This is a genomic window from Microbacterium hanjuni (assembly GCF_043556395.1).
In the GTDB taxonomy this organism is placed as follows: domain Bacteria; phylum Actinomycetota; class Actinomycetes; order Actinomycetales; family Microbacteriaceae; genus Microbacterium.
In genome coordinates, this window is record NZ_JBIGIK010000001.1 from 1,010,024 (window position 1) to 1,028,714 (window position 18,691).

An 18,691-nucleotide genomic window follows, 5' to 3' on the forward strand; every position below is an offset into this window, starting at 1 on the left:
GATCGTCACCCTCGCCGCTGGCCGACGGCGGTGACTCTAGGCTGGGACGACACCAAGAAGTCCCGGCGTCGACGTCGACAGCATCGACGATGCCGCAGCCCTGGGAAAGGACCCGCCCCATGCATCGCCGCATCACCCTCGCCGCGACAGCCGTTCTCGCCTCCGCCCTGATCCTGGCCGGATGCACCGGGAACACCGCACCGACCCCCACGCTCCCGACCGGCGCGCCCGATCCCGGCGCGAGCCTCACGGTGCGCCTCTCGCTCGAGCCGTCGAACCTCGACATCCGCCACACCGACGGCGCCGCCCTCGACCAGGCGCTGATCGACAACGTCTACGAGGGCATCGTCACCCGCGACCAGGACAACGTCGTGGTGCCGGGCCTCGCCAGCGACTTCCAGGTCAGCGACGACGGCCTCACCTACACCTTCACCATCCGCGAGGGCGTGCTCTTCCACGACGGCACGGCGCTGACCGTCGATGACGTGGTCGCCTCCCTCACGGCGGCGAAGGACGACCCGACCGTCATCGGCAACAGCGACCTCACCAATGTCGCCTCGATCGCCTCCCCCGACGCCTCGACCGTCGTCGTGACGCTCACCCAGCCCGACAGCAACTTCCTCTTCGTGCTGACCGGTCGCGCCGGGATCGTCGTGAAGAGCGGCGACACCACCGACCTGCAGACCGAGGAGAACGGCACCGGACCGTTCACCGTCGAGCAGTGGGCCCAGGGCCAGAGCCTCGTGCTCGCCCGCAGCGAGTCGTACTGGGGAGCCCAGGCCGGCGTCGCCGAGGTCGTGCTCGACTACATCCCCGACCAGGCCGCCGCGGCGAACGCCGCGATCGCCGGTGACATCGACGTGGCGCTGGAGATCGATCCGGAGTTCCGCGGGCAGCTGGAGGACACCGGCGCGTTCCGCATCGAGTCGGGCCAGACCACCGACAAGGGCACGCTCGCGTTCAACAACGCGAAGGCGCCCCTGAACGACCAGCGGGTGCGCGAGGCGTTGCGCCTCGCGATCGACCACGACGGCCTCATCACCGCGATCGGCGGTGTCGGTCGCACGCTGTACGGCCCGATCCCCGAGCTCGACCCGGGCTACGAAGACCTCTCCGACGTCGTCGACTACGACCCCGAGCGCGCGCGCGAACTGCTCGCCGAGGCAGGGCAGGAGAACCTCGCCCTCACCCTGACGATCCCGTCGGTGTACTCGACCACCATCCCGACCTACCTGGTGTCGGCGTTCAACGACATCGGGGTCACCCTGTCGGTCGAGTCGGTCGAGTTCCCCACGTGGTTGACGGACGTGTACCAGAACAAGGACTACGACCTGAGCTTCGTGCGCCACGTCGAAGCCCGCGACTTCGGCAACTGGGCCAACCCCGACTACTACTTCGGCTACGACAACCCCGAGGTGCAGTCGCTGTACGCCGAGGCACTGGCGAGCACCGATGAGGCGGAGGCCGACCAGTTGCTCGCGCAGGCGGCCCGCATCGTGTCGGAGGACGACGCCGCCGACTGGCTGTTCGTGGCAGCGCCGCTCGCCGCCGTCGGCACGAACGTGGTGGACTTCCCGGCCAACTCCCTCAACGTCCGCCTTCCGCTGGCGGGTGTGACGGTCGCTTCGGAGTGATGCGCTACGCGGCGACGAGGGTGGTCCTGCTGATCGCAGGGCTCCTCGTCGCCAGCGTGCTCATCTTCCTGTCGCTGCGGGTCCTGCCCGGCGACGTCGCGCAGCTGATCGCGGGGATCAACTCCACCCCCGAGAACGTCGCGGCCATCCGCGAGAGCCTGGGCCTTGACCGGCCCCTCGTGCTGCAGTACACCGACTGGATCGGCGGGCTCTTCCGGGGCGACCTCGGCTCTTCGCTGCTGACCGGCTCCTCCGTCGCCGACGAGCTGCTCGCCAAGGCGCAGGTGACCGTTCCCCTCGGTGCGCTGGCCCTCACGATCGCCCTCGTCTTCAGCATCCCCCTCGGTGTCGCCTCGGCCCTGCGGCGCGGACGGGCCGAGGGCACGGCCCTGAACGTCGGGGCTCAGGCCCTCGCGGCCGTTCCGGTCGTGTGGGCGGGCATGATGCTCGTCGTGGTGTTCGCCGTGTGGCTGGGGTGGCTGCCCGCCCAGGGCTTCCCCCGCGAGGGGTGGGCGGACCCGGGTGCGGCTCTGCGGGCATTGATCCTCCCGGCGCTCACGATCGGCATCGTCGAGGGGGCGATGCTGATGCGCTTCGTCCGCAGCGCGACCCTGCAGGCGATCGGTCAGGACTACGTGCGCACCGCCGCGGCGAAGGGCCTGACACGCACCGGAGCGCTCGTGCGGCACGGCCTGCCGAACGTCGCGCTCTCGGTAGTCACCGTGCTCGGGCTGCAGATCGCCGGCATCGTGGTGGGCGCCGTCGTCATCGAGCAGCTGTTCACCCTGCCGGGGGTGGGGCGGATGCTGGTGACCGACGTCGGTCAGAGGGATCTGCCGAAGGTGCAGGGCGAGCTCCTCGTGCTGACCGGCTTCGTCCTCGTCGTCGGCTTCGTCGTCGATCTCGCCCATCGCCTGATCGACCCGCGCCAACGGGACGCGCTGTGAACCCGCGACGGGGCTGGCTCGGCCGCCTCTGGAGCATCGGCACGGGGCGCTTCGGCATCATCGTGGTGTCGCTGATCGTGCTCACCGCGATCGTGGCGACGTGGTGGACCCCGTTCCCGCCCGAGACGGTCGACGTCTCGGCGCGCTGGGCACCACCGGGTCTGCCTCATCTGCTCGGCACCGACGCCAACGGCCGGGACGTGCTGAGCGTGCTCATGGCCGGGGCGCGCACGACGATCCTCGTCGCCGTCGGTGCGGGCGTCGTCGCCACCGTCTTCGGTATCGTCTTCGCGGCTCTCGGCGCCCTCACCGTCCGCTGGGTGCGCGAGACCGTCGCGGTGATGATCGACATCCTCGTCGCCTTCCCCGTCCTCATCATCGCCATGATGATCTCCGCCGTCTGGGGCGGGTCGCTCTGGGTGGTCGTGTGGTCGGTCGGCATCGGGTTCGGTGTCAACATCGCCCGGGTGACCCGGGGCGAGCTGCGACGGGTGATGCGCAGCGAGTTCGTGCTCGCGGGGCGGGCCAGCGGCCTCTCCCCCGCCCAGAACCTCGTGCGCCACCTCCTTCCCAACGTTGCACCGGTGTTCATCGTGCAGCTGTCGTGGGCGATGGCGGCCGCGGTCCTCGCCGAGGCCGGGCTGTCCTACCTCGGCTTCGGTGCGCCGGTCACCCAGCCCTCCTGGGGCGGGCTGCTCAGCGAGTTGCAGCGCTACATCTCGATCTATCCCCTGACGGTCCTCTGGCCGGGCCTTGCCATCACCCTGACGGTGCTCGGACTGAACCTTCTCGGGGACGGACTGCGCGAAGCGACCGACCCGACGCTCACCCGTGCGAGCGCAGCATCCCGCATCCCCCTCCCGGAGGTGATCTCGTGAGCCTCGAGGTGAGCGACCTGGTCGTGGAGATCGGCGGACGCCGTGTCGTCGACGGGGTCTCGTTCGCGGTGCCCGACGGGGGTCGGGTCGGACTCATCGGCGAATCCGGATCGGGGAAGTCCTTGACGGCCCTCGCCGTGCTGGGGCTGCTCCCCGACGGTGCCACGGCGACGGGCAGCGTGCGGTGGGACGACCGGGAGATCCTCGGCCTCCCCGACCGCGAAATCGCCCGGCTGCGCGGCGACGAGATCGGGGTGGTGTTCCAGGAGCCGCAGACCGCGCTCAACCCGATCCGCACCGTGGGTCGCCAGATCGGTGAATCGCTGCGCATCCACCAAGGACTCTCGCGCGCCGATGCGCGACGTCGCGCGGTGGTGGAGGCGGAGCGGGTCGCCCTGCCCGATCCTGCGTCGATCGTCGAACGGTATCCGCACCAGCTGTCGGGCGGTCAGCGCCAGCGCGTCGCGATCGCGATGGCCCTCGCGTGCCGCCCGCGGCTGCTGATCGCCGACGAGCCGACGACCGCGCTCGACGTGACCATTCAGGCCGGGATCCTGCAGTTGCTGCAGTCCCTGGTGACGGATGCCGGCATGTCGCTCGTGTTCATCACGCACGACCTCGCCGTCCTCGCCCAGGTCGCCGAGACCGCCGTCGTGCTCGAGAGGGGCCGCGTCGTGGAGACGGGCGCGGTGACGACCCTGCTGAAGGCGCCCACTTCGCCGGTCACGCGCGCGCTGCTGCGCGACGCGAAAGCCACCCTCTGGCAGCCGGAGGGGCCGTCGTGAGCGACCTCATCATCCGCGCGCGCGGGCTCACCCGGCGGCACACGGCGCCGCGGCGCACGCTCTTCGGACGCCCCACCGTCACCACCGCCCTCGACGACGTCGACCTCGAGGTGCGCGAGGGGTCATCGCTCGGCATCATCGGCGAATCCGGTTCGGGCAAGACCACCCTCGCGCGACTGCTGCTCGCCCTCGACGTGCCGACGGCGGGCACCGTGGAGTTCGGCGGGCGCGCCGTCGACGCGCGGGCGAGCGCACGGTCGCTGCACTGGCTGCGCCGCGAGAGCGGGATCGTCTTCCAAGATCCCTACGCCTCGCTCGACCCGCGCATGAGCATCGGCCGGATCGTCGGGGAGCCCCTGTGGGCGCTCGACATCGCGGGCGACCGGCGGGCGCGGGTGCGCGAGGTGCTCGAGCAGGTCGGACTGGAAGCGGCGATGGCCGACCGCTTCCCCCACGAATTCTCCGGCGGCCAGCGCCAGCGCATCGCGATCGCGCGCGCGATCGCTCACCGCCCGCGCGTGCTCGTGGGCGATGAGCCGCTCTCCGCCCTCGACGTCACGGTGCGCGCGCAGATCCTGCGCCTGCTCGCCGATCTCCGCGCGAGCACCGGCATGACGCTGCTCCTGGTCTCCCACGACCTCGGCGTCGTGCAGCACCTCAGCGATCAGGTGGTCGTCATGAAGGACGCGCGGATCGTGGAGCGGGGCGACACGCGGGCGGTGCTGCAGCATCCGTCCTCCCCCTACACGCGGGCCCTGCTCGCCGCCGTTCCGACGCTGCCCTGATTCTCCGCCGGGTGCGCACCTCGATGTCGGCGGCGCCCGATAGCGTCGGGGCATGACCCAGGCGATCGTCCCCCCGTTCCTGCTCGCCCGGCTCGCCGAGACCGACGAGCCGCGTTTCGCGCGCGCCGCCGCCGCCGCCCGCGCGACCCTCGCCATCGCTCGTCCCGAGCGCCGGGTGCGCTCGCGGTTGCGGCTGTCGATCGACGAATCCGGCACCCTCGTGGCGGAGGCGGCTCCCAGCCCCGAACGGGTGATCTTCGACGCCGGCAACACCGAACAGCTGCCCGGAGCTCTCGTCCGCGACGAGGACGACCCGGTCACGGGCGACCCCGCCGCCGACGAGGCCTTCGACGGGCTGGGTGCCACGTTCGACTTCTTCTGGGATGCTTTCGCCCGCGACGGCATCGACGGGGCGGGCGGCGCTCTGCTGGCGACCGTGCACTTCGGCGAGGACTACGACAACGCGTTCTGGAACGGCGAGCGCATGGTGTTCGGCGATGGCGACGGCGAGGTGTTCATCGGCTTCACCGGCTCGCTGAGCGTCATCGCGCACGAACTCGCGCACGGGGTGACCGAGTCGGTCGGCGGGCTCGAGTACTCCGGGCAGTCGGGCGCACTGAACGAATCGCTGTCCGACGTGTTCGGAGTGCTGGCCGAGCAGCATCACCTCGGCCAGACCGCCGACGAGGCGAACTGGCTGGTCGGCGCGGGCATCTTCACCGCGGAGGTGCAGGGTGAGGCGCTGCGCTCGATGGCGGCGCCCGGAACGGCGTACGACGACGACGTGCTCGGGCGCGACCCGCAACCGGGCCACCTGCGCGACTACGTCGAGACCACGGAGGACAACGGCGGCGTGCACATCAACTCCGGCATCCCCAACAAGGCGTTCCACCTCACCGCCACCGCCCTCGGTGGTCGCGCCTGGGAACGCGCGGGGCTCATCTGGTACCGCACCCTCACGTCGGGCCTCCTCACTCCCACGGCCGACTTCGCCCAGTTCTCCGCCGCCACACTGACCGCGGCCGCAGCGGAGTACGGTGAGGACTCGGAGGAGGTCGCCGCCGTCCGCTCGGGGTGGGTCGGAGTCGGCGTCATCGAGGATGAATCAAGCCGCTGAGCCGACACGCGTCGTCGTCGTCGTGGTCCGCAGCGGCGGACTCGCCGGGCTTCGCCGCGAGTGGCGGGCCGAGCCCCCGCCCGCCGAGGCCCCACGCTGGGTGAGTCTCGTCGACGAATGCCCGTGGGACGACGATGCGCCGCCGACCTCGGGTGCCGACCGTTACGTGTGGACCATCCGCGCGGTACTGGACGAGCTTCCTCCCCGCGAGGTGAATCTCCCGGACGCGCGTCTCGAAGGACCCTGGCGAACGCTGGTGGACGAAGTGCGCCACAACGCTCCCGTGCGGGCAGGACGCCGCATCCGTTGATCAGCCGAACAGGCGTCGCTTCTTGGGCTTGGGCACGCTGAGCTGCAGGTAGACGACACCGAGCCAGCGTCCGAACTTGAAGCCGACCCGGCCCATGCGGCCGACCTCGACGAAGCCGAACTTCTGGTGCAGACCGATGGATGCTTCGGCGCCACGGTCGCTGATGGCTGCGACGATCTCGCGGATGCCGCTCTCCTGGCTCGCGGCGATGAGAGCGCCCAGCAGGGCGCGGCCGAGACCCTTGCCCGACGCCGCCTGGCCGAGGTAGATCGAGTCCTCGACCGTGTACCGGTAGGCGGACTTGCTCTTCCACGGCGCGACGAGCGCGTATCCGAGGATCTGCCCGGACGGGGATTCCGCGACCAGGAAGGGCATGCCCAGCTTCGCCAGCTGGGCGAACTTCTCGCGCCATTGCGCGAGCGTCCAGCGCTTCTCGTCGAAGGTGACCATGGAGTTGGTCACGTAGTAGTTGTAGATCTCACGGATATGCGGGAGGTCGGCCTCCACCGCCGGGCGGATCTCGTAACGGAACGGCTGCTCGGGCGCGGGCCGGCGGCGCAGGTGCACCGGCGGGCGGCGGCGGCTCTTGTCGTATTCGTCCTCCAGCACGAACGCCACTTTACTTCCCGCGCGCACGCACCCGCGTCAGGCCGGGAGGCGCCAGTCCACGGGTGGGGCGCCCAGCTGCTCGAGCATCTCGTTCGCCCGGGAGAACGGCTTCGAGCCGAAGAAGCCGCGGTGCGCCGACAGCGGGGAGGGGTGGGCGGATTCGATGATCGGCGTCGAGCCGAGGAGCGGGCGGAGGCCCGCAGCATCCTTGCCCCAGAGGATCGCCACAAGTGGCGCGTCCCGCTCCACGAGGCTGCGGATCGCGAGCTCGGTGACCTTCTCCCATCCCCACCCGCGGTGCGAGGCCGAGGCCCCGGGTGCGACCGTGAGCACGCGGTTCAGCAGCATGACGCCCTGCTCGCTCCACGCTGACAAGTCGCCGTGGCTCGCGGGGGCGATGCCGAGGTCGGCCTCCAGCTCGGTGTAGATGTTCGCGAGGCTCCGCGGCAGCGGGCGCACGGCCCGATCGACCGCGAACGACAGCCCGATCGGGTGACCCGGTGTCGGGTAGGGGTCCTGGCCGACGATCAGCACGCGCACGTCCGACCGCGGCGAAGCGAACGCGCGCAGCACCCGGTCGCCGGCGGGGAGGTAGCCGCGGCCGGCGGCGGCTTCGGTGCGCAGACGCTCCCCCAGCGCGGCGATGTCGCCCGCCGCCGGGTCGAGCGCTTCGGCCCAGCTCGGATCGACGAGCCCCGCTTCGGCGAGCTGGTGCAGGCTCATCGCCATCGCTCAGGCCGCGTCTTCGTCGAGCACGGACCCCTTCGCCGACCAGGGGAAGTCGATCCAGAGCCCGGTCTCCTTCCACGAGTAATCCGGCTGCACGATCGTGGTCGGTTTGGTGTAGATGACGACGGAGCGCATGTCCGCGCCCTGCTCCTGGAGGAGCTTCATCGCGAGCGCGAGGGTGCGGCCGCTGTCGGCGACGTCGTCCACCAGCAGCACGCGGCGCCCGTCGAGGTACTCGGTGTCGAGCGCCGGACGCAGCACCTCGGGCGCATCGAGCACCGTACCGATACCGGTGTAGAACTCCACGTTGAGAGCGCCGCAGTTCTTCACGCCCAGCCCGTACGCGATCGCACCGGCGGGCAAGAGGCCCCCGCGGGCGATCGCGACCACGACGTCGGGGACGAAACCGTCGGCGAGGATCTCGCGGGCGAGGTCTCGGGATGCTTCTCCGAACTGCTCCCAGGTGAGGATTTCGCGCTCATCGGCTGCCGTCGTCATGGGGTCCTCCTCGGTTGATCGCGGCTCCCAGCCTAGGCGCGCCGGCGGTGTACTCTCGGCGCATGTCCCGAGCTGCCTCCGCCACCGAGCGCCTGCGCGGCTCGTCGATGGGCGTCACCGCCGGTCTCATCGGGTGGTTCGTCGTGGTCGAACTGACGAGCGGCATCGTGCAGGGCTACTACGTGCCGCTCTTCAGCGACATCGTCGTGCATCTGGGCGTTCGCGACGCCGACATCAACTGGTTCGAGGCCGCCCAGTTGCTCCTGTCGGCGCTCGTGCTGCCGGTGCTCGCGAAGCTCGGCGACATGTTCGGGCACAAGAAGATCCTGTTGCTCTCGGCGGTGCTCACGGCCGGCGCGAGCTGGTGGCTGGTGTTCGCCGATTCGTTCTGGACGTTCCTGCTGGCCTGGGCGCTGCAGGGCTTCTACGTGGTCTGGCTGCCGCTGGAGATCGCCCTCGTCTTCGAGCGCGGGCGACGGCAGGCGCGCGGGGTCTCGCAGACGCGCCGCGCGGCGGGACTGCTCGTCGTCGGCCTGCAGGCCGGCGCGATCCTCGGGGCACTCGCCGCCGGTCGCCTGTTCGCCGCGACGAGTGAGAACCTGCAGCTGACGCTGATGATCCCCGCCATCGCGGTGACGCTGGTGTGCTTCGTGATCCTGTTCGGCGTTCCCGAGTCCGAGCCGGTGCCGAACCGCAAGCTCGACACGGGCGGCTTCGTCCTCCTCGCCTTCGCTCTCCTGCTCATCACCGGCGGACTCTCGTTCCTGCGGGTGCCCGAGAGCCCGGGGCTCGCCATCGTGCTGCCGCTGCTCCTGCTCGGGGCTGCGGCGATCGCCGTGTTCGTCTGGTACGAGCTGCGCCAATCCGACCCCGCGGTCGACATCCGCGTGCTGCGGCGCCCCGAGATGTGGCCCATTCAGGCGACCGCGTTCCTCGTCGGTCTCAGCCTGCTCGGCGCTCAAGGCCCTCTGGCGACCTACGCGGGCACCGACTCCTCGCTCGGGTACGGGCTCGGTCTCGACGCGACCGACCGCTCCAACGTCATCGGGGTGTACCTCGTCTCGCTGATCGTGGGCGCCATCGCCTTCGCGCTCCTCTCGCGCCGCGGCAATCCACGCCTCATCCTGATCGTGGCCGCCACCCTCGTCGGGGTCGGGTACGCCCTCTTCCTGCCCTTCCACACCGAGCTCTGGCGGGTTCTCGCCAACCTGTTCGTCGCCGGCCTCGGCTCGGGCGCGCTGGTGGCGGCGATGCCCGCCGCGGCAGCCGCAGCCGCTCCCCGCGGGCAGACCGGCATCTCCTCCGCTCTCACGAACACCACCAAGACCATCGGTGGCACGTTCGCCTCCGCCGTGTTCGGCGTCGTGCTGGCCGCGGGAGTCGGCTCCGCGGTCGGCTCGGCCGTCGCCGAGACGGCAGCTCCGCTCACCGGCTACCTCACCGTCTGGGCGGTGTGCGCGGGCGGTGGCTTCGCCGCGGCCGCGGTGCTGTTCTTCGTACCGAGAGTCGCGTTCGCCGACTCCGCGACCGAGGACGAAGCGGCGACCGCCGGGCAGGCGCAGGTGCTCTAGACCTCGCGCACCCGCAGCGGACCGCGAGCGAGCAGGTGCTGTGCCGACTGTGCGACGGGGCGCAGCGTGACGAGGTCGAGGTTGACGTGTGCGGGCGCGGCGAGCGCGTACGCGATCACATCGGCGACGTCGTCGGCGGTGAGCGGCTGGTCGATGCCGTCGTAGACGCGGTCGGCGGCGTTCTGGTCGCCGCGCAGCCGGTTGAGCGAGAATTCCTCGGTCGCGACCATGCCCGGCGCGATCTCGATGACGCGGATCGGCTCGCCGTTCAGCTCGAGCCGCAGCGCGTGCACGAGCATCGCCTCCGCGGCCTTGGCGGCGTTGTAGCCCGCACCGCCGGGGTAGGCGGTCGTCGCGGCGGTGGAGGTGACGAAGACGGTGTCGGCGTGACCGTCGACGGATGCGGCGTGCCGCAGCAACGGCATCAGTGCGGCGACGAGACGCTGCGATGAGAGGGCGTTGACCTCGAACATCCACTGCCAGTCGTCCGGGTCGCCGCCCTCCACGGAATCGGTGCCCCGGGCGCCCCCGGCGACCTGCACGAGCGCGTGCACCTCGCCGGTCTCGGCGAGCCACTGCGTCAGCGCGGCGATGTCCTCGGCCCGCGTCAGATCCGCCGCGTACGCGACGATGCCGGTCTCGGCTTCGAGCGCCTCCAGGCGCTCGGCCCGGCGGGCGACTCCGACGACGTCCCACCCTCGGGCCCGCAGCATCCGTGCTGTCGCTTCTCCGATACCGGAACTCGCCCCGGTCACCACTGCACGTCGCGTCATACCTCAACGCTACCCGCCGCTGTTACGCCGCGAGTCCGCCCCCTGGCGCCCCCGGTCGCCCCTCCGTAGTCTCGCTGCAGGTCACGGCGCCCGCCTGGCCGAAGCCGACGGCAGGAGCACGCCATGTCCGCATCCGAGAACTGGCATTTCGAGACCAAGCAGATCCACTCGGGCGCCCAGCCGGACCCGGTGACCAAGGCCCGCGCCACCCCGATCTACCAGACGACGTCCTATGTCTTCGACAATGCCGAGCACGCCGCGAACCTGTTCGCCCTCGCCGAGTTCGGCAACATCTACACCCGCATCCAGAACCCCACGCAGGACGTCGTCGAGCAGCGCCTCGCCGCTCTCGAGGGGGGCACCGGCGCGCTCCTCGTGGCGAGCGGTCAGGCGGCCGAGACGTTCGCGATCCTGAACATCGCCGAAGCGGGCGATCACTTCGTCTCGTCGAGCTCCATCTACGGCGGCACGTACAACCTCTTCAAGTACACGCTCGCCAAGTTGGGCATCTCCGTCACGTTCGTGGAGAACCAGGACGACCCCGAGGAGTGGCGCGCAGCGGTGCGCCCCAACACGAAACTGTTCTTCGCCGAGACCATCGGCAACCCGCAGATCAACGTGCTCGACATCCGCACCGTGGCCGACATCGCCCACGAGGCCGGCGTGCCGCTGATCGTCGACAACACGATCGCCACCCCGTACCTCATCCGGCCGTTCGAGCACGGCGCCGACATCGTGGTGCACTCGGCGACGAAGTTCCTCGGCGGCCACGGCACGGTCATCGGCGGCATCATCGTCGACGGCGGCACCTTCGCGTGGTCGGAGAACGTCGAGAAGTTCCCCGGCCTCACCGAGCCCGACCCCTCGTACCACGGCGCCAGCTACACCACCGCGGTCGGCGACGGCCTGGCTTACATCATCAAGGCCCGCGTGCAGCTGCTGCGCGACCTGGGCGCCGCGATCTCCCCCCACAGCGCGTGGCTGCTCATCCAGGGCATCGAGACGCTGTCCCTGCGCATCGAGCGTCACGTGCAGAACGCCCAGGAGATCGCGGAGTGGCTCGAGGATCAGGACGACATCGCCTCGGTCAACTACTCGGGTCTGCCGTCCTCGCCCTGGTACGCCGCGGCGAACCGCTACGCGCCCAAGGGCGTCGGCGCGGTGCTGTCGTTCGAGCTCAAGGGCGGCGTCGACGCCGGCCGCACGTTCGTGGATTCGCTGAACCTCTTCAGCCACCTCGCGAACATCGGCGACGTGCGTTCGCTCGTCATCCACCCCGCCTCCACGACCCACTCGCAGCTGACTCCGGAGCAGCAGCTCACCTCGGGCGTCACCCCCGGCCTCGTGCGCCTGTCGGTCGGACTCGAGAACGTCGAGGACCTCAAGGCCGACCTGGCTCAGGCGATCGCCGCCGCGCGCACCGCCTCGGACGCCGCGCGCGCCTGACCCGCAGCATCCGAGTGCCCCTCCCCTCCCCTCACCGAGACGACACGTTCTCGCCGAGACCACACGTTCCCGACGCCAGTAACGTGTCGACTCGGCGAGAACATGTCGATCGGGTGAAGCGGATGCTGGCGCCATGCCGGCCGTAACACGCGCGCTCGAGGGCCGCGCACGCGGGAGGATGGGGGAATGGACTGGCAGACCTCCGAAGACACGGTGCCCTCCGCACCGATCACGGAGGCCGACGCGCGCCTGCTGCTCGGGCGCCCCCCGGCGACCGGCGCGTGGCGCGACGGCGACCCGATCGGCGATCGCCGTTTCGCGGGATTCGGCGCGTTCCGCACCGAGGGCGGCAGCGAGCTCCCTTCCTACCGCCTGTCGTACGAGACGTGGGGCGTGCTGTCCCCCGCGCGCGACAACGCCGTACTTCTGCTGCACGCTCTGACCGGCGACAGCCACGTGCGCGGACCCGCTGGCCCCGGCCACCCGACAGCCGGATGGTGGGGCGACCTCGTCGGCCCGGGAGCTGCGATCGACACCGACCGGTGGTTCGTGGTGGCACCGAACATGCTCGGCGGCTGCCAGGGCTCGACCGGACCCGCCAGCATCGCGCCCGACGGGTACGAGTGGGCCACGCGCTTCCCGTACCTCACGATCCGCGATCAGGTCGAGGCGCAGGTGCGCCTCGCCGACGCGCTCGGCGTCGATGTCTGGGCGGGCGTCGTCGGCGGATCCATGGGCGGCATGCACGCCCTGGAATGGGCGGTCGGCCACCCCGACCGCGTCGCCCGCGCGGCCGTGCTGTCCGCTCCCCCGATCACGACCGCCGATCAGATCGCGCTCAACTCGGTGCAGTCCGCGACGATCCGCATCGACCCGCGCTTCGCCGGCGGCGAGTACTACGACGCCGGCGACGGCGACGGTCCGCACCGGGGGCTCGCTCTCGCGCGGCGCATGGCGCTGCTGAACTACCGCAGCCCGACCGAGCTCAACCAGCGTTTCCAGCGCTCCTGGCAGTCGGGGGTCAGCCCGCTCGGCCACGGCGGCCGTTTCGCCGTGGAGTCCTACCTGGACTTCCACGGCAACCGCTTCACCCGCCGCTTCGACGCGAACAGCTACCTCGTCCTGGCGGAGGCGATGAACTCCCATGACGTCGGACGCGACCGTGGCGGCGTCGAAGAGGCCCTCCACCGCGTCACGGCGACCACGCTCGTGCTCGGCATCGACAGCGACCGGCTGTTCCCGATCGATGGACAACACCGCATCGCCCGCAGCATCCCGAACACCCTCGACGGTGCCCGCGCGGTCACGATCACCAGCGACTTCGGCCACGACGGTTTCCTCATCGAAACGCCCGCGGTCGCGACGCACCTGCGCCGGCTCTTCGACGCCTGAGCACGCGCCACCGACGCCTGAGCACGCACGACCGACGCCTGAACACGCACCCCGGTCGGAGAATCGCGCCAACGTCGGACGATCCGCGCCGAATCCTCCGACAGCGGTGCGAATCTCCGACGCACGTGCGCGGGTGACGGCGGCGGAGCCAACCCGCGGTCGCGACGCACCTACGCCGGCTCTTCGACGCCTGAGCACGGACCACCGACGCCTGAGCACGCACCCCGGTCGCGTGAGCATGCACCCCGGTCGGAGAATCGCGCCAACGTCGGAGGATCCACGCTTAATCCTCCGACCACGGTGCGAATCTCCGACGCACGTGCGCGGGTGACGCACGTGCGCGCACGACGCACATGCGTGCACGACGCACGTGCACGTGCACCGGTGCCCGACCGAGAAGAGCCCGAGGCGGGGTCAGGATGCTGAGGCGCCGGCGAACTCCCGCCGCGCCCGCGCGCGGTCTTCGACGCGGAAGCTCACCACGGCCACGGCGAGACCCGCGACCGCGAGCACCGCGCCGACCCAAGCGGGTGCGGCGAAACCGAGACCGGCGGCGATGACGATGCCGCCGAGGAAGGCGCCGAGGCTGTTGCCGATGTTGAGCGCGGAGTGATTCAGCGCGGCCGCGATCGACTGGTTGTCGCCGGCGACATCCATGAGGCGGGTCTGGATGCTGGGACTCAAGGCCGATCCGACGAACGCGACCGCGAACGCGAACAGGCTGAGGGTCACGACCCATCCGGCGGTGAGGGCGAGGAGCGCCTCGACCACCGCCATCGTGGCGAGGCCGATCAGCATCCACTTCTTCAGGTTCACGTCGGCGAGGTGGCCGCCGACGATGTTGCCCACGGTCATCCCCAGTCCGACGACGACGAGCACGATCGAGACGGCCCATTCGGGGGAGCCGGAGACGTCGGTGACCATGGGCGCGATGTAGCTGTACATCGCGAAGAACCCGCCGAAGCCGATCGCGCCGGTGCCGAGGGCGAACCACACCTGCGCCACCCGGAAGACGCGCAACTCATCGCGCAGACGCCTGCCCGGTTGCCCCGGGTGCTTCGGCACGAACAGCCCGATCGCGAGCGTCGCGAGGGCGAAGATCACCCCGACAATGAGGAACGCGATGCGCCAGCCGAACTGCTGGCCGAGCAGCGTGCCCAGCGGCACACCGACGACGTTCGCAACGGTCAGTCCGGTGAGCACGAACGCGACACCCTTCGCGCGGTTGCCGGGTCCGAGGGCGTCGGCCGCGACGAGCGCGCCGATGCCGAAGTAGGCGCCGTGCGGGAGCCCCGCGAGGAAGCGCGAGAGGGCGACCGTTTCGAACGTGGGCGCGAAGACGGTGAGGAGGTTGAAGACGGTGAGGGCGAGGGCGAGGAACAGCATCACCCGGTGACGGGGGAACCGCGCCACGGAACCCGCGATCGTGGGGGCACCCACGACGACGCCGAGCGCGTACAGCGAGATCAGCCAACCGGCCTGGGCGATCGCGTCATCGGGGTTGGCCGCCCAGACGCTGGGCAGCAGCTCTTCGGCGATGTTCGGCAGGAGTCCCATGATGACGAACTCGGTCATGCCGATGCCGAAGCTGCCGATGGCGAGAGAGAGGAGCGCCCGCATCGCCGCACCCCTCGAAAGGATCGAGGAGGTCATTCCTCGAGGGTAGCCGCGCCCGCTTCGTTTCGGCGAATCGATTCGATGGCTTGCTCGAGGCGCTCGATCTTGCTATCGATCTCGCCGGTGCGCCCGGCGCGGATGTCTGCCTTCAGCACGAGCGAGACGCGCGAGCCGAAGGGCATGACCGCCTCGGTCGCCCGGCGCACGACGTCCATCACCTCGTCCCACTCCCCCTCGATCTCGGTGAACATCGAGGTGGTGCGGTTCGGCAGGCCCGAATCACGCACGACCCGCACGGCGGCGGCTACCGCATCGTGCACCGACCCGTCGGGGTCGGCGGAGCCGGACGGCGCGACGGAGAAGGCAACGAGCATGAGGATCAGCCTCCGAAAGCAGCGACGCGGCGCGAGAGAGCGGATGCGATGCTCCGCCGCGTACGGACACGGGTCAGCCGTACGACCGACCACACGAACAGAACGATGAGCAGCAGGTTGCGTGCCTCGAGAAGCAGCACCGGCCCCGGCTGGGCGACGAGCAGACCGTCGTAGGTGAGCGGATAGATGCCCTGTGTCAGCGCCGCGATCACGAGGGCGAGCACTGCGGGCTTCGCCCAGTGCCGGCGGTCGTAGACGAGCCCGACGACCACGGGGGCGGTGAGCCACACGATGTACTGCGGCGAGCCGACCTTGTTGAAGACGATGAAGCCCAGCACGAGCGCGAGGGACAGCACGGGGAAGACGGCCGCGAAGGAGGCGCCCCGCCACGACTTGATGGCGCCGAGCACGAAGACCGCGGCGATCACCAGTACGAGCAACGGGGTCATCACCGCGATGACCGGATCGACGTTCGGGCCGGTGACCTGGAAGGTGAGGATCTCAGGCGAGTAGTAGATCGTGGCGCCGTTGACGCCGAACATTGCGAGCAGCATGTAGAAGCCGCTGACGGGCGCCTCGATCTGCAGGCCGCGGTCGGTCTGCTCCGAGATGAAGCTGAAGGCGTTGGCGCCCCCGCCCGCCAGGAAGACGGCGGCGAGGGTGACGGCCGAGACGGCGGCCGCTCCGCCGATGATCGTGAACCGCCGCCGCGCGGCGACGACCGCCGCGGCGAGGATGGCCGCCGGCCATACCTTGATCCACGTGGCGACGGCCAGCAGAATCGAGCCGAGCCAGGGGCGCCCGACCAGCCACAGCGAACCGGCGATCGCGAGAGGAACGGTCACACCGTCGAGGCGGTACATGCCGACGGGACCGAGCAGCAGGATCGCGGCGAGCCAGTACCACGCCGCCACCGAGCGACCCCGCGAGCGGCCGCGACCGACCAGCATCCAGAATGCGAGCGCGTCGAGGATCGTCACCATCACGGCCCACGCGGGGGTGTAGCTGAGGAACCCGAATGCCCACGCGGCGATCAGCGGCAGCATCGCGAGCTGCGGGTAGACCCACGGCTCGGTGATGCCCACGATGCCCTGTCCGGACAGCGCACGCTGCGACCAGGGTTCGTACACGAGGTAGACGTCGCCCATCGGCTGGCTGGGCATGTGATAGCCCGCAACGGCCACCGCCAGATGAACGACGGCGAACGCAATCCACAGAACGACCCGTCTCGACACGGGTTCGACTCTAACGGTCGTGTCCTGAGAGCTCGGTGTCGGCCACGCTCGCCACGACGCGGGCGAGCGCCTCGGCGACGTCGAGCGCCGTGATCGGACCCCCGGCGACGCCGAGCCGCCCGGCTGCCGTGGTGCCCGCTCTCCCGTGCAGCCACGCGCCGGTCGCGGCGAGCGCCCCGAGACGTTCGACCCCCTGTTCGGGGGACGCCCCCGCAGACGCTCCCGCCACGATCGCGCCGATCACCCCGCCCAGCACGTCGCCGGTCCCGGCCGTCGCCAGCCACGGGGTGCCGGAGGCGACGCGCCGCGTCCAGCCCGCCGGGGTGGCGATGACGGTCACGGCGCCCTTCAACAGCACCGTCGCCCCCGACGCCGCCGCCGTCTCGCGCGCAGCGTCGGCGCGCGCGAGCTCGTCGGCGTCGCGCGCCAGCGCGGGTAGTCCGAGCGCTGCACGCACCCGGTCGAGTTCGCGGGCGTGCGGGGTGAGGATCCGAGGCGCTGTTCCGAAGGTCGCGAGATCGAGCGCCCCGGCGTCGACGACGACGGGCAGGGCGTCGGACAGGATGCTGCGCAGGGCCGCCTCTTCCTCACTCGAGCGGTCGGCAGCATCCGTTCCCGAACCGATCACCCAGGCCTGGACACGTCCGTCGGCCGTCACCGTCTCGGGGCGGCGAGCGAGGATGAGGTCCTGAGCCCGCGAGGGTCCGAGGTAGCGCACCATCCCGACGCCCGTGCGCCACGCCGCTTCCACCCCGAGCACCGCCGCCCCCGGGTAGGCCGTGGAGCCGGTTCGCAGCCCGAGGACGCCTCGGGAATACTTGTCATCCGTGCTGGTTGGCACACGGAGGATGCGTCGCGCATCCTCGCCCGTCCACGTGTCGGCCTCGGTCATGCGCCACACCCTACCTGCGCCGGAGAACCCATGAGCCTCCTCTTCTCCCCCCTCACGATCGGTGAAACGACGTTTGCGAACCGACTGTGGGTCGCGCCGATGTGCCAGTACAGCGCCGTCGACGGCTTCCCCAACGAGTGGCACCACGTTCACCTCGCCCAGTTCGCCTCCGGCGGTGCCGGCATGGTCATGGCCGAGGCCACCGCGGTCTCCCCCGAGGGTCGGATCTCCCCCGAGGACGTGGGGATCTGGAGCGACGCCCAGCAGGCGGCGTGGGAGCCGATCGTCGCGGCGATCCACTCCCGGGGCGCCGTCGCGGGCATCCAGCTTGCGCACGCCGGGCGGAAGGCCTCGACCTGGTCGCCGCTGACCGGCGAGCGTGGCTCGGTGCCGCCCGCCCTCGGGGGCTGGGAGACCGTGGCGCCCTCGGCGATCGCCTTCGAGGGGTACGCCACCCCGCAGCCCCTCGACCTCGCCGGTATCGACCACGTCGTCGCGACCTTCGCCGCCGCCGCGCGACGGGCTGTCGCGGCCGGCTTCACGGTGCTGCAACTGCACGCCGCGCACGGCTACCTGCTGCACCAGTTCCTCTCGCCGCTGTCCAACCACCGCACCGATGAATACGGCGGCTCGTTCGAGAACCGCACCCGACTGCTGCGCCGGGTCGTCGCCGCCGTCACCGAGGCCGCCCCCACCGCCGTGGTGGCGGTGCGCTTCTCGGCGACCGACTGGGCGGAGGGCGGGTGGGACGTCGAGGACACCGTCCGCGCCGCCGCGCTGGTCGCCGACATGGACGTCAGCCTCGTCGATGTCTCCAGCGGCGGACTCGTGGCGCACCAGAAGATCACGACCGGACCCGGCTATCAGGCGCCGTTCGCCGCCGCCGTGCGCGTCGGGGTCGACGTGGCCGTCAGCGCCGTCGGCATGATCGACACCGGCGTGTTCGCCGAGGAGCTGCTCGAGCACGGCGATGCCGACGCGATCATGTCGGCGCGCGAGTGGTTGCGCGATCCGCACTTCGGGCTGCGTGCGGCGGGCGAGCTCGGCGACGACATCGCCTGGCCGCCGCAGTACGCCCGCGCCCGTCGGCGCTGATCCG

General features: G+C 70.8%; 18 protein-coding genes and 1 pseudogene. 11 read left to right on the forward strand and 8 right to left on the reverse strand.

Annotated features, from left to right (window positions below):
* Nucleotides 1-119 precede the first annotated feature (119 nt).
* From ACFXP5_RS05145 to ACFXP5_RS05175, 7 genes are read left to right on the forward strand one after another with little or no spacing between them, the layout of a single operon-like run.
* On the forward strand, nt 120-1,634 hold the full coding sequence (locus ACFXP5_RS05145; protein WP_394543770.1) for an ABC transporter substrate-binding protein: 1,515 nt from the start codon (nt 120-122) through the stop codon (nt 1,632-1,634).
* Nucleotides 1,631-2,581, forward strand: a complete 951-nt coding sequence (locus tag ACFXP5_RS05150) for an ABC transporter permease (protein WP_394543771.1) — start codon at nt 1,631-1,633, stop codon at nt 2,579-2,581. Before ACFXP5_RS05145 ends, ACFXP5_RS05150 begins: the two co-directional genes overlap by 4 nt.
* The gene (locus ACFXP5_RS05155; protein WP_394543772.1) at nt 2,578-3,459 is read left to right on the forward strand and encodes an ABC transporter permease; all 882 of its coding nucleotides are present in this window, start codon (nt 2,578-2,580) and stop codon (nt 3,457-3,459) included. Before ACFXP5_RS05150 ends, ACFXP5_RS05155 begins: the two co-directional genes overlap by 4 nt.
* Nucleotides 3,456-4,244, forward strand: a complete 789-nt coding sequence (locus ACFXP5_RS05160) for an ATP-binding cassette domain-containing protein (protein ID WP_394543773.1) — start codon at nt 3,456-3,458, stop codon at nt 4,242-4,244. The genes ACFXP5_RS05155 and ACFXP5_RS05160 overlap by 4 nt, the downstream gene beginning before the upstream one ends.
* Nucleotides 4,241-5,029 (forward strand): ATP-binding cassette domain-containing protein, encoded by a 789-nt coding sequence (locus ACFXP5_RS05165; protein ID WP_394543774.1) that lies wholly within the window; start codon nt 4,241-4,243, stop codon nt 5,027-5,029. The genes ACFXP5_RS05160 and ACFXP5_RS05165 overlap by 4 nt, the downstream gene beginning before the upstream one ends.
* 52 nt (nt 5,030-5,081) lie before the next feature.
* On the forward strand, nt 5,082-6,146 hold the full coding sequence (locus tag ACFXP5_RS05170; protein ID WP_394543775.1) for a M4 family metallopeptidase: 1,065 nt from the start codon (nt 5,082-5,084) through the stop codon (nt 6,144-6,146).
* Nucleotides 6,130-6,456 (forward strand): protealysin inhibitor emfourin, encoded by a 327-nt coding sequence (locus ACFXP5_RS05175; RefSeq protein ID WP_394527437.1) that lies wholly within the window; start codon nt 6,130-6,132, stop codon nt 6,454-6,456. The genes ACFXP5_RS05170 and ACFXP5_RS05175 overlap by 17 nt, the downstream gene beginning before the upstream one ends.
* Here ACFXP5_RS05175 and ACFXP5_RS05180 read toward each other — a convergent pair whose 3' ends face one another.
* Genes ACFXP5_RS05180 through ACFXP5_RS05190 form a run of 3 tightly spaced genes read right to left on the reverse strand, consistent with a single transcriptional unit; the run spans nt 6,457 to nt 8,292 of the window.
* On the reverse strand, nt 6,457-7,065 hold the full coding sequence (locus ACFXP5_RS05180) for a GNAT family N-acetyltransferase (protein WP_394543776.1): 609 nt from the start codon (nt 7,063-7,065) through the stop codon (nt 6,457-6,459).
* A 36-nt stretch (nt 7,066-7,101) separates the two neighbouring features.
* Nucleotides 7,102-7,794 carry a uracil-DNA glycosylase gene (locus ACFXP5_RS05185; RefSeq protein WP_394543777.1) on the reverse strand — a complete coding sequence of 231 codons (693 nt, stop codon included), beginning with the start codon at nt 7,792-7,794 and terminating at the stop codon, nt 7,102-7,104.
* Between the two features lie 3 nt (nt 7,795-7,797).
* Nucleotides 7,798-8,292, reverse strand: a complete 495-nt coding sequence (locus ACFXP5_RS05190) for a phosphoribosyltransferase (protein ID WP_394527441.1) — start codon at nt 8,290-8,292, stop codon at nt 7,798-7,800.
* 62 nt (nt 8,293-8,354) lie between these two features.
* Between ACFXP5_RS05190 and ACFXP5_RS05195 the strand changes: the two genes are divergently transcribed.
* Complete coding sequence (locus tag ACFXP5_RS05195; RefSeq protein WP_394543778.1) at nt 8,355-9,863, forward strand: MFS transporter; 1,509 nt, start codon at nt 8,355-8,357, stop codon at nt 9,861-9,863.
* Here the strand turns inward: ACFXP5_RS05195 and ACFXP5_RS05200 are convergent.
* A complete protein-coding gene (locus ACFXP5_RS05200; protein ID WP_394527445.1) occupies nt 9,860-10,636 on the reverse strand; it encodes an SDR family oxidoreductase in 777 nt (258 codons plus the stop codon). The two genes, ACFXP5_RS05195 and ACFXP5_RS05200, sit on opposite strands and share 4 nt — an antisense overlap.
* 87 nt (nt 10,637-10,723) lie before the next feature.
* On the opposite strand from ACFXP5_RS05200, the pseudogene ACFXP5_RS05205 reads away from it, so the two are divergent.
* Together ACFXP5_RS05205 and metX are read left to right on the forward strand one after the other, a co-directional pair.
* Nucleotides 10,724-12,082 (forward strand): annotated as a pseudogene (locus ACFXP5_RS05205) (bifunctional o-acetylhomoserine/o-acetylserine sulfhydrylase); the annotation flags it as partial.
* Between the two features lie 186 nt (nt 12,083-12,268).
* Nucleotides 12,269-13,474, forward strand: coding sequence for a homoserine O-acetyltransferase MetX (gene metX, locus ACFXP5_RS05210; protein WP_394543779.1), 1,206 nt, complete (start codon nt 12,269-12,271; stop codon nt 13,472-13,474).
* Between the two features lie 414 nt (nt 13,475-13,888).
* On the opposite strand, the gene ACFXP5_RS05215 is transcribed toward metX, so the two are convergent.
* From ACFXP5_RS05215 to ACFXP5_RS05230, 4 genes are read right to left on the reverse strand one after another with little or no spacing between them, the layout of a single operon-like run.
* Entirely contained in the window at nt 13,889-15,127 is a 1,239-nt protein-coding gene (locus tag ACFXP5_RS05215; RefSeq protein ID WP_394543780.1) for an MFS transporter, read from the reverse strand.
* Nucleotides 15,124-15,465 carry a thiamine-binding protein gene (locus ACFXP5_RS05220; protein WP_394527451.1) on the reverse strand — a complete coding sequence of 114 codons (342 nt, stop codon included), beginning with the start codon at nt 15,463-15,465 and terminating at the stop codon, nt 15,124-15,126. Before ACFXP5_RS05220 ends, ACFXP5_RS05215 begins: the two co-directional genes overlap by 4 nt.
* Nucleotides 15,466-15,470: 5 nt before the next feature.
* Complete coding sequence (locus ACFXP5_RS05225; protein ID WP_394543781.1) at nt 15,471-16,700, reverse strand: hypothetical protein; 1,230 nt, start codon at nt 16,698-16,700, stop codon at nt 15,471-15,473.
* Nucleotides 16,701-16,710: 10 nt separating this feature from the next.
* Nucleotides 16,711-17,592 carry an ADP-dependent NAD(P)H-hydrate dehydratase gene (locus tag ACFXP5_RS05230; protein WP_394543782.1) on the reverse strand — a complete coding sequence of 294 codons (882 nt, stop codon included), beginning with the start codon at nt 17,590-17,592 and terminating at the stop codon, nt 16,711-16,713.
* Between the two features lie 30 nt (nt 17,593-17,622).
* Here ACFXP5_RS05230 and ACFXP5_RS05235 point away from each other — a divergent pair, with 30 nt between their 5' ends.
* Nucleotides 17,623-18,687: an NADH:flavin oxidoreductase/NADH oxidase gene (locus tag ACFXP5_RS05235; protein ID WP_394543783.1), complete on the forward strand. Its 1,065-nt coding sequence runs from the start codon at nt 17,623-17,625 to the stop codon at nt 18,685-18,687.
* The last annotated feature ends 4 nt before the right edge of the window (nt 18,688-18,691 follow it).

Bases quoted from the DNA above. Each gene is read 5' to 3' on its own strand.
- ACFXP5_RS05220 (WP_394527451.1), bottom strand. From the start codon at position 15,465: ATGCTCGTTGCCTTCTCCGTCGCGCCGTCCGGCTCCGCCGACCCCGAC.
- ACFXP5_RS05185 (WP_394543777.1), bottom strand. From the start codon at position 7,794: ATGGCGATGAGCCTGCACCAGCTCGCCGAAGCGGGGCTCGTCGATCCG.
- ACFXP5_RS05230 (WP_394543782.1), bottom strand. From the start codon at position 17,592: ATGACCGAGGCCGACACGTGGACGGGCGAGGATGCGCGACGCATCCTC.
- ACFXP5_RS05200 (WP_394527445.1), bottom strand. From the start codon at position 10,636: ATGACGCGACGTGCAGTGGTGACCGGGGCGAGTTCCGGTATCGGAGAA.
- ACFXP5_RS05145 (WP_394543770.1), top strand. From the start codon at position 120: ATGCATCGCCGCATCACCCTCGCCGCGACAGCCGTTCTCGCCTCCGCC.
- ACFXP5_RS05175 (WP_394527437.1), top strand. From the start codon at position 6,130: ATGAATCAAGCCGCTGAGCCGACACGCGTCGTCGTCGTCGTGGTCCGC.
- ACFXP5_RS05195 (WP_394543778.1), top strand. From the start codon at position 8,355: ATGTCCCGAGCTGCCTCCGCCACCGAGCGCCTGCGCGGCTCGTCGATG.
- ACFXP5_RS05235 (WP_394543783.1), top strand. From the start codon at position 17,623: ATGAGCCTCCTCTTCTCCCCCCTCACGATCGGTGAAACGACGTTTGCG.
- metX (WP_394543779.1), top strand. From the start codon at position 12,269: ATGGACTGGCAGACCTCCGAAGACACGGTGCCCTCCGCACCGATCACG.
- ACFXP5_RS05190 (WP_394527441.1), bottom strand. From the start codon at position 8,292: ATGACGACGGCAGCCGATGAGCGCGAAATCCTCACCTGGGAGCAGTTC.
- ACFXP5_RS05215 (WP_394543780.1), bottom strand. From the start codon at position 15,127: ATGACCTCCTCGATCCTTTCGAGGGGTGCGGCGATGCGGGCGCTCCTC.
- ACFXP5_RS05170 (WP_394543775.1), top strand. From the start codon at position 5,082: ATGACCCAGGCGATCGTCCCCCCGTTCCTGCTCGCCCGGCTCGCCGAG.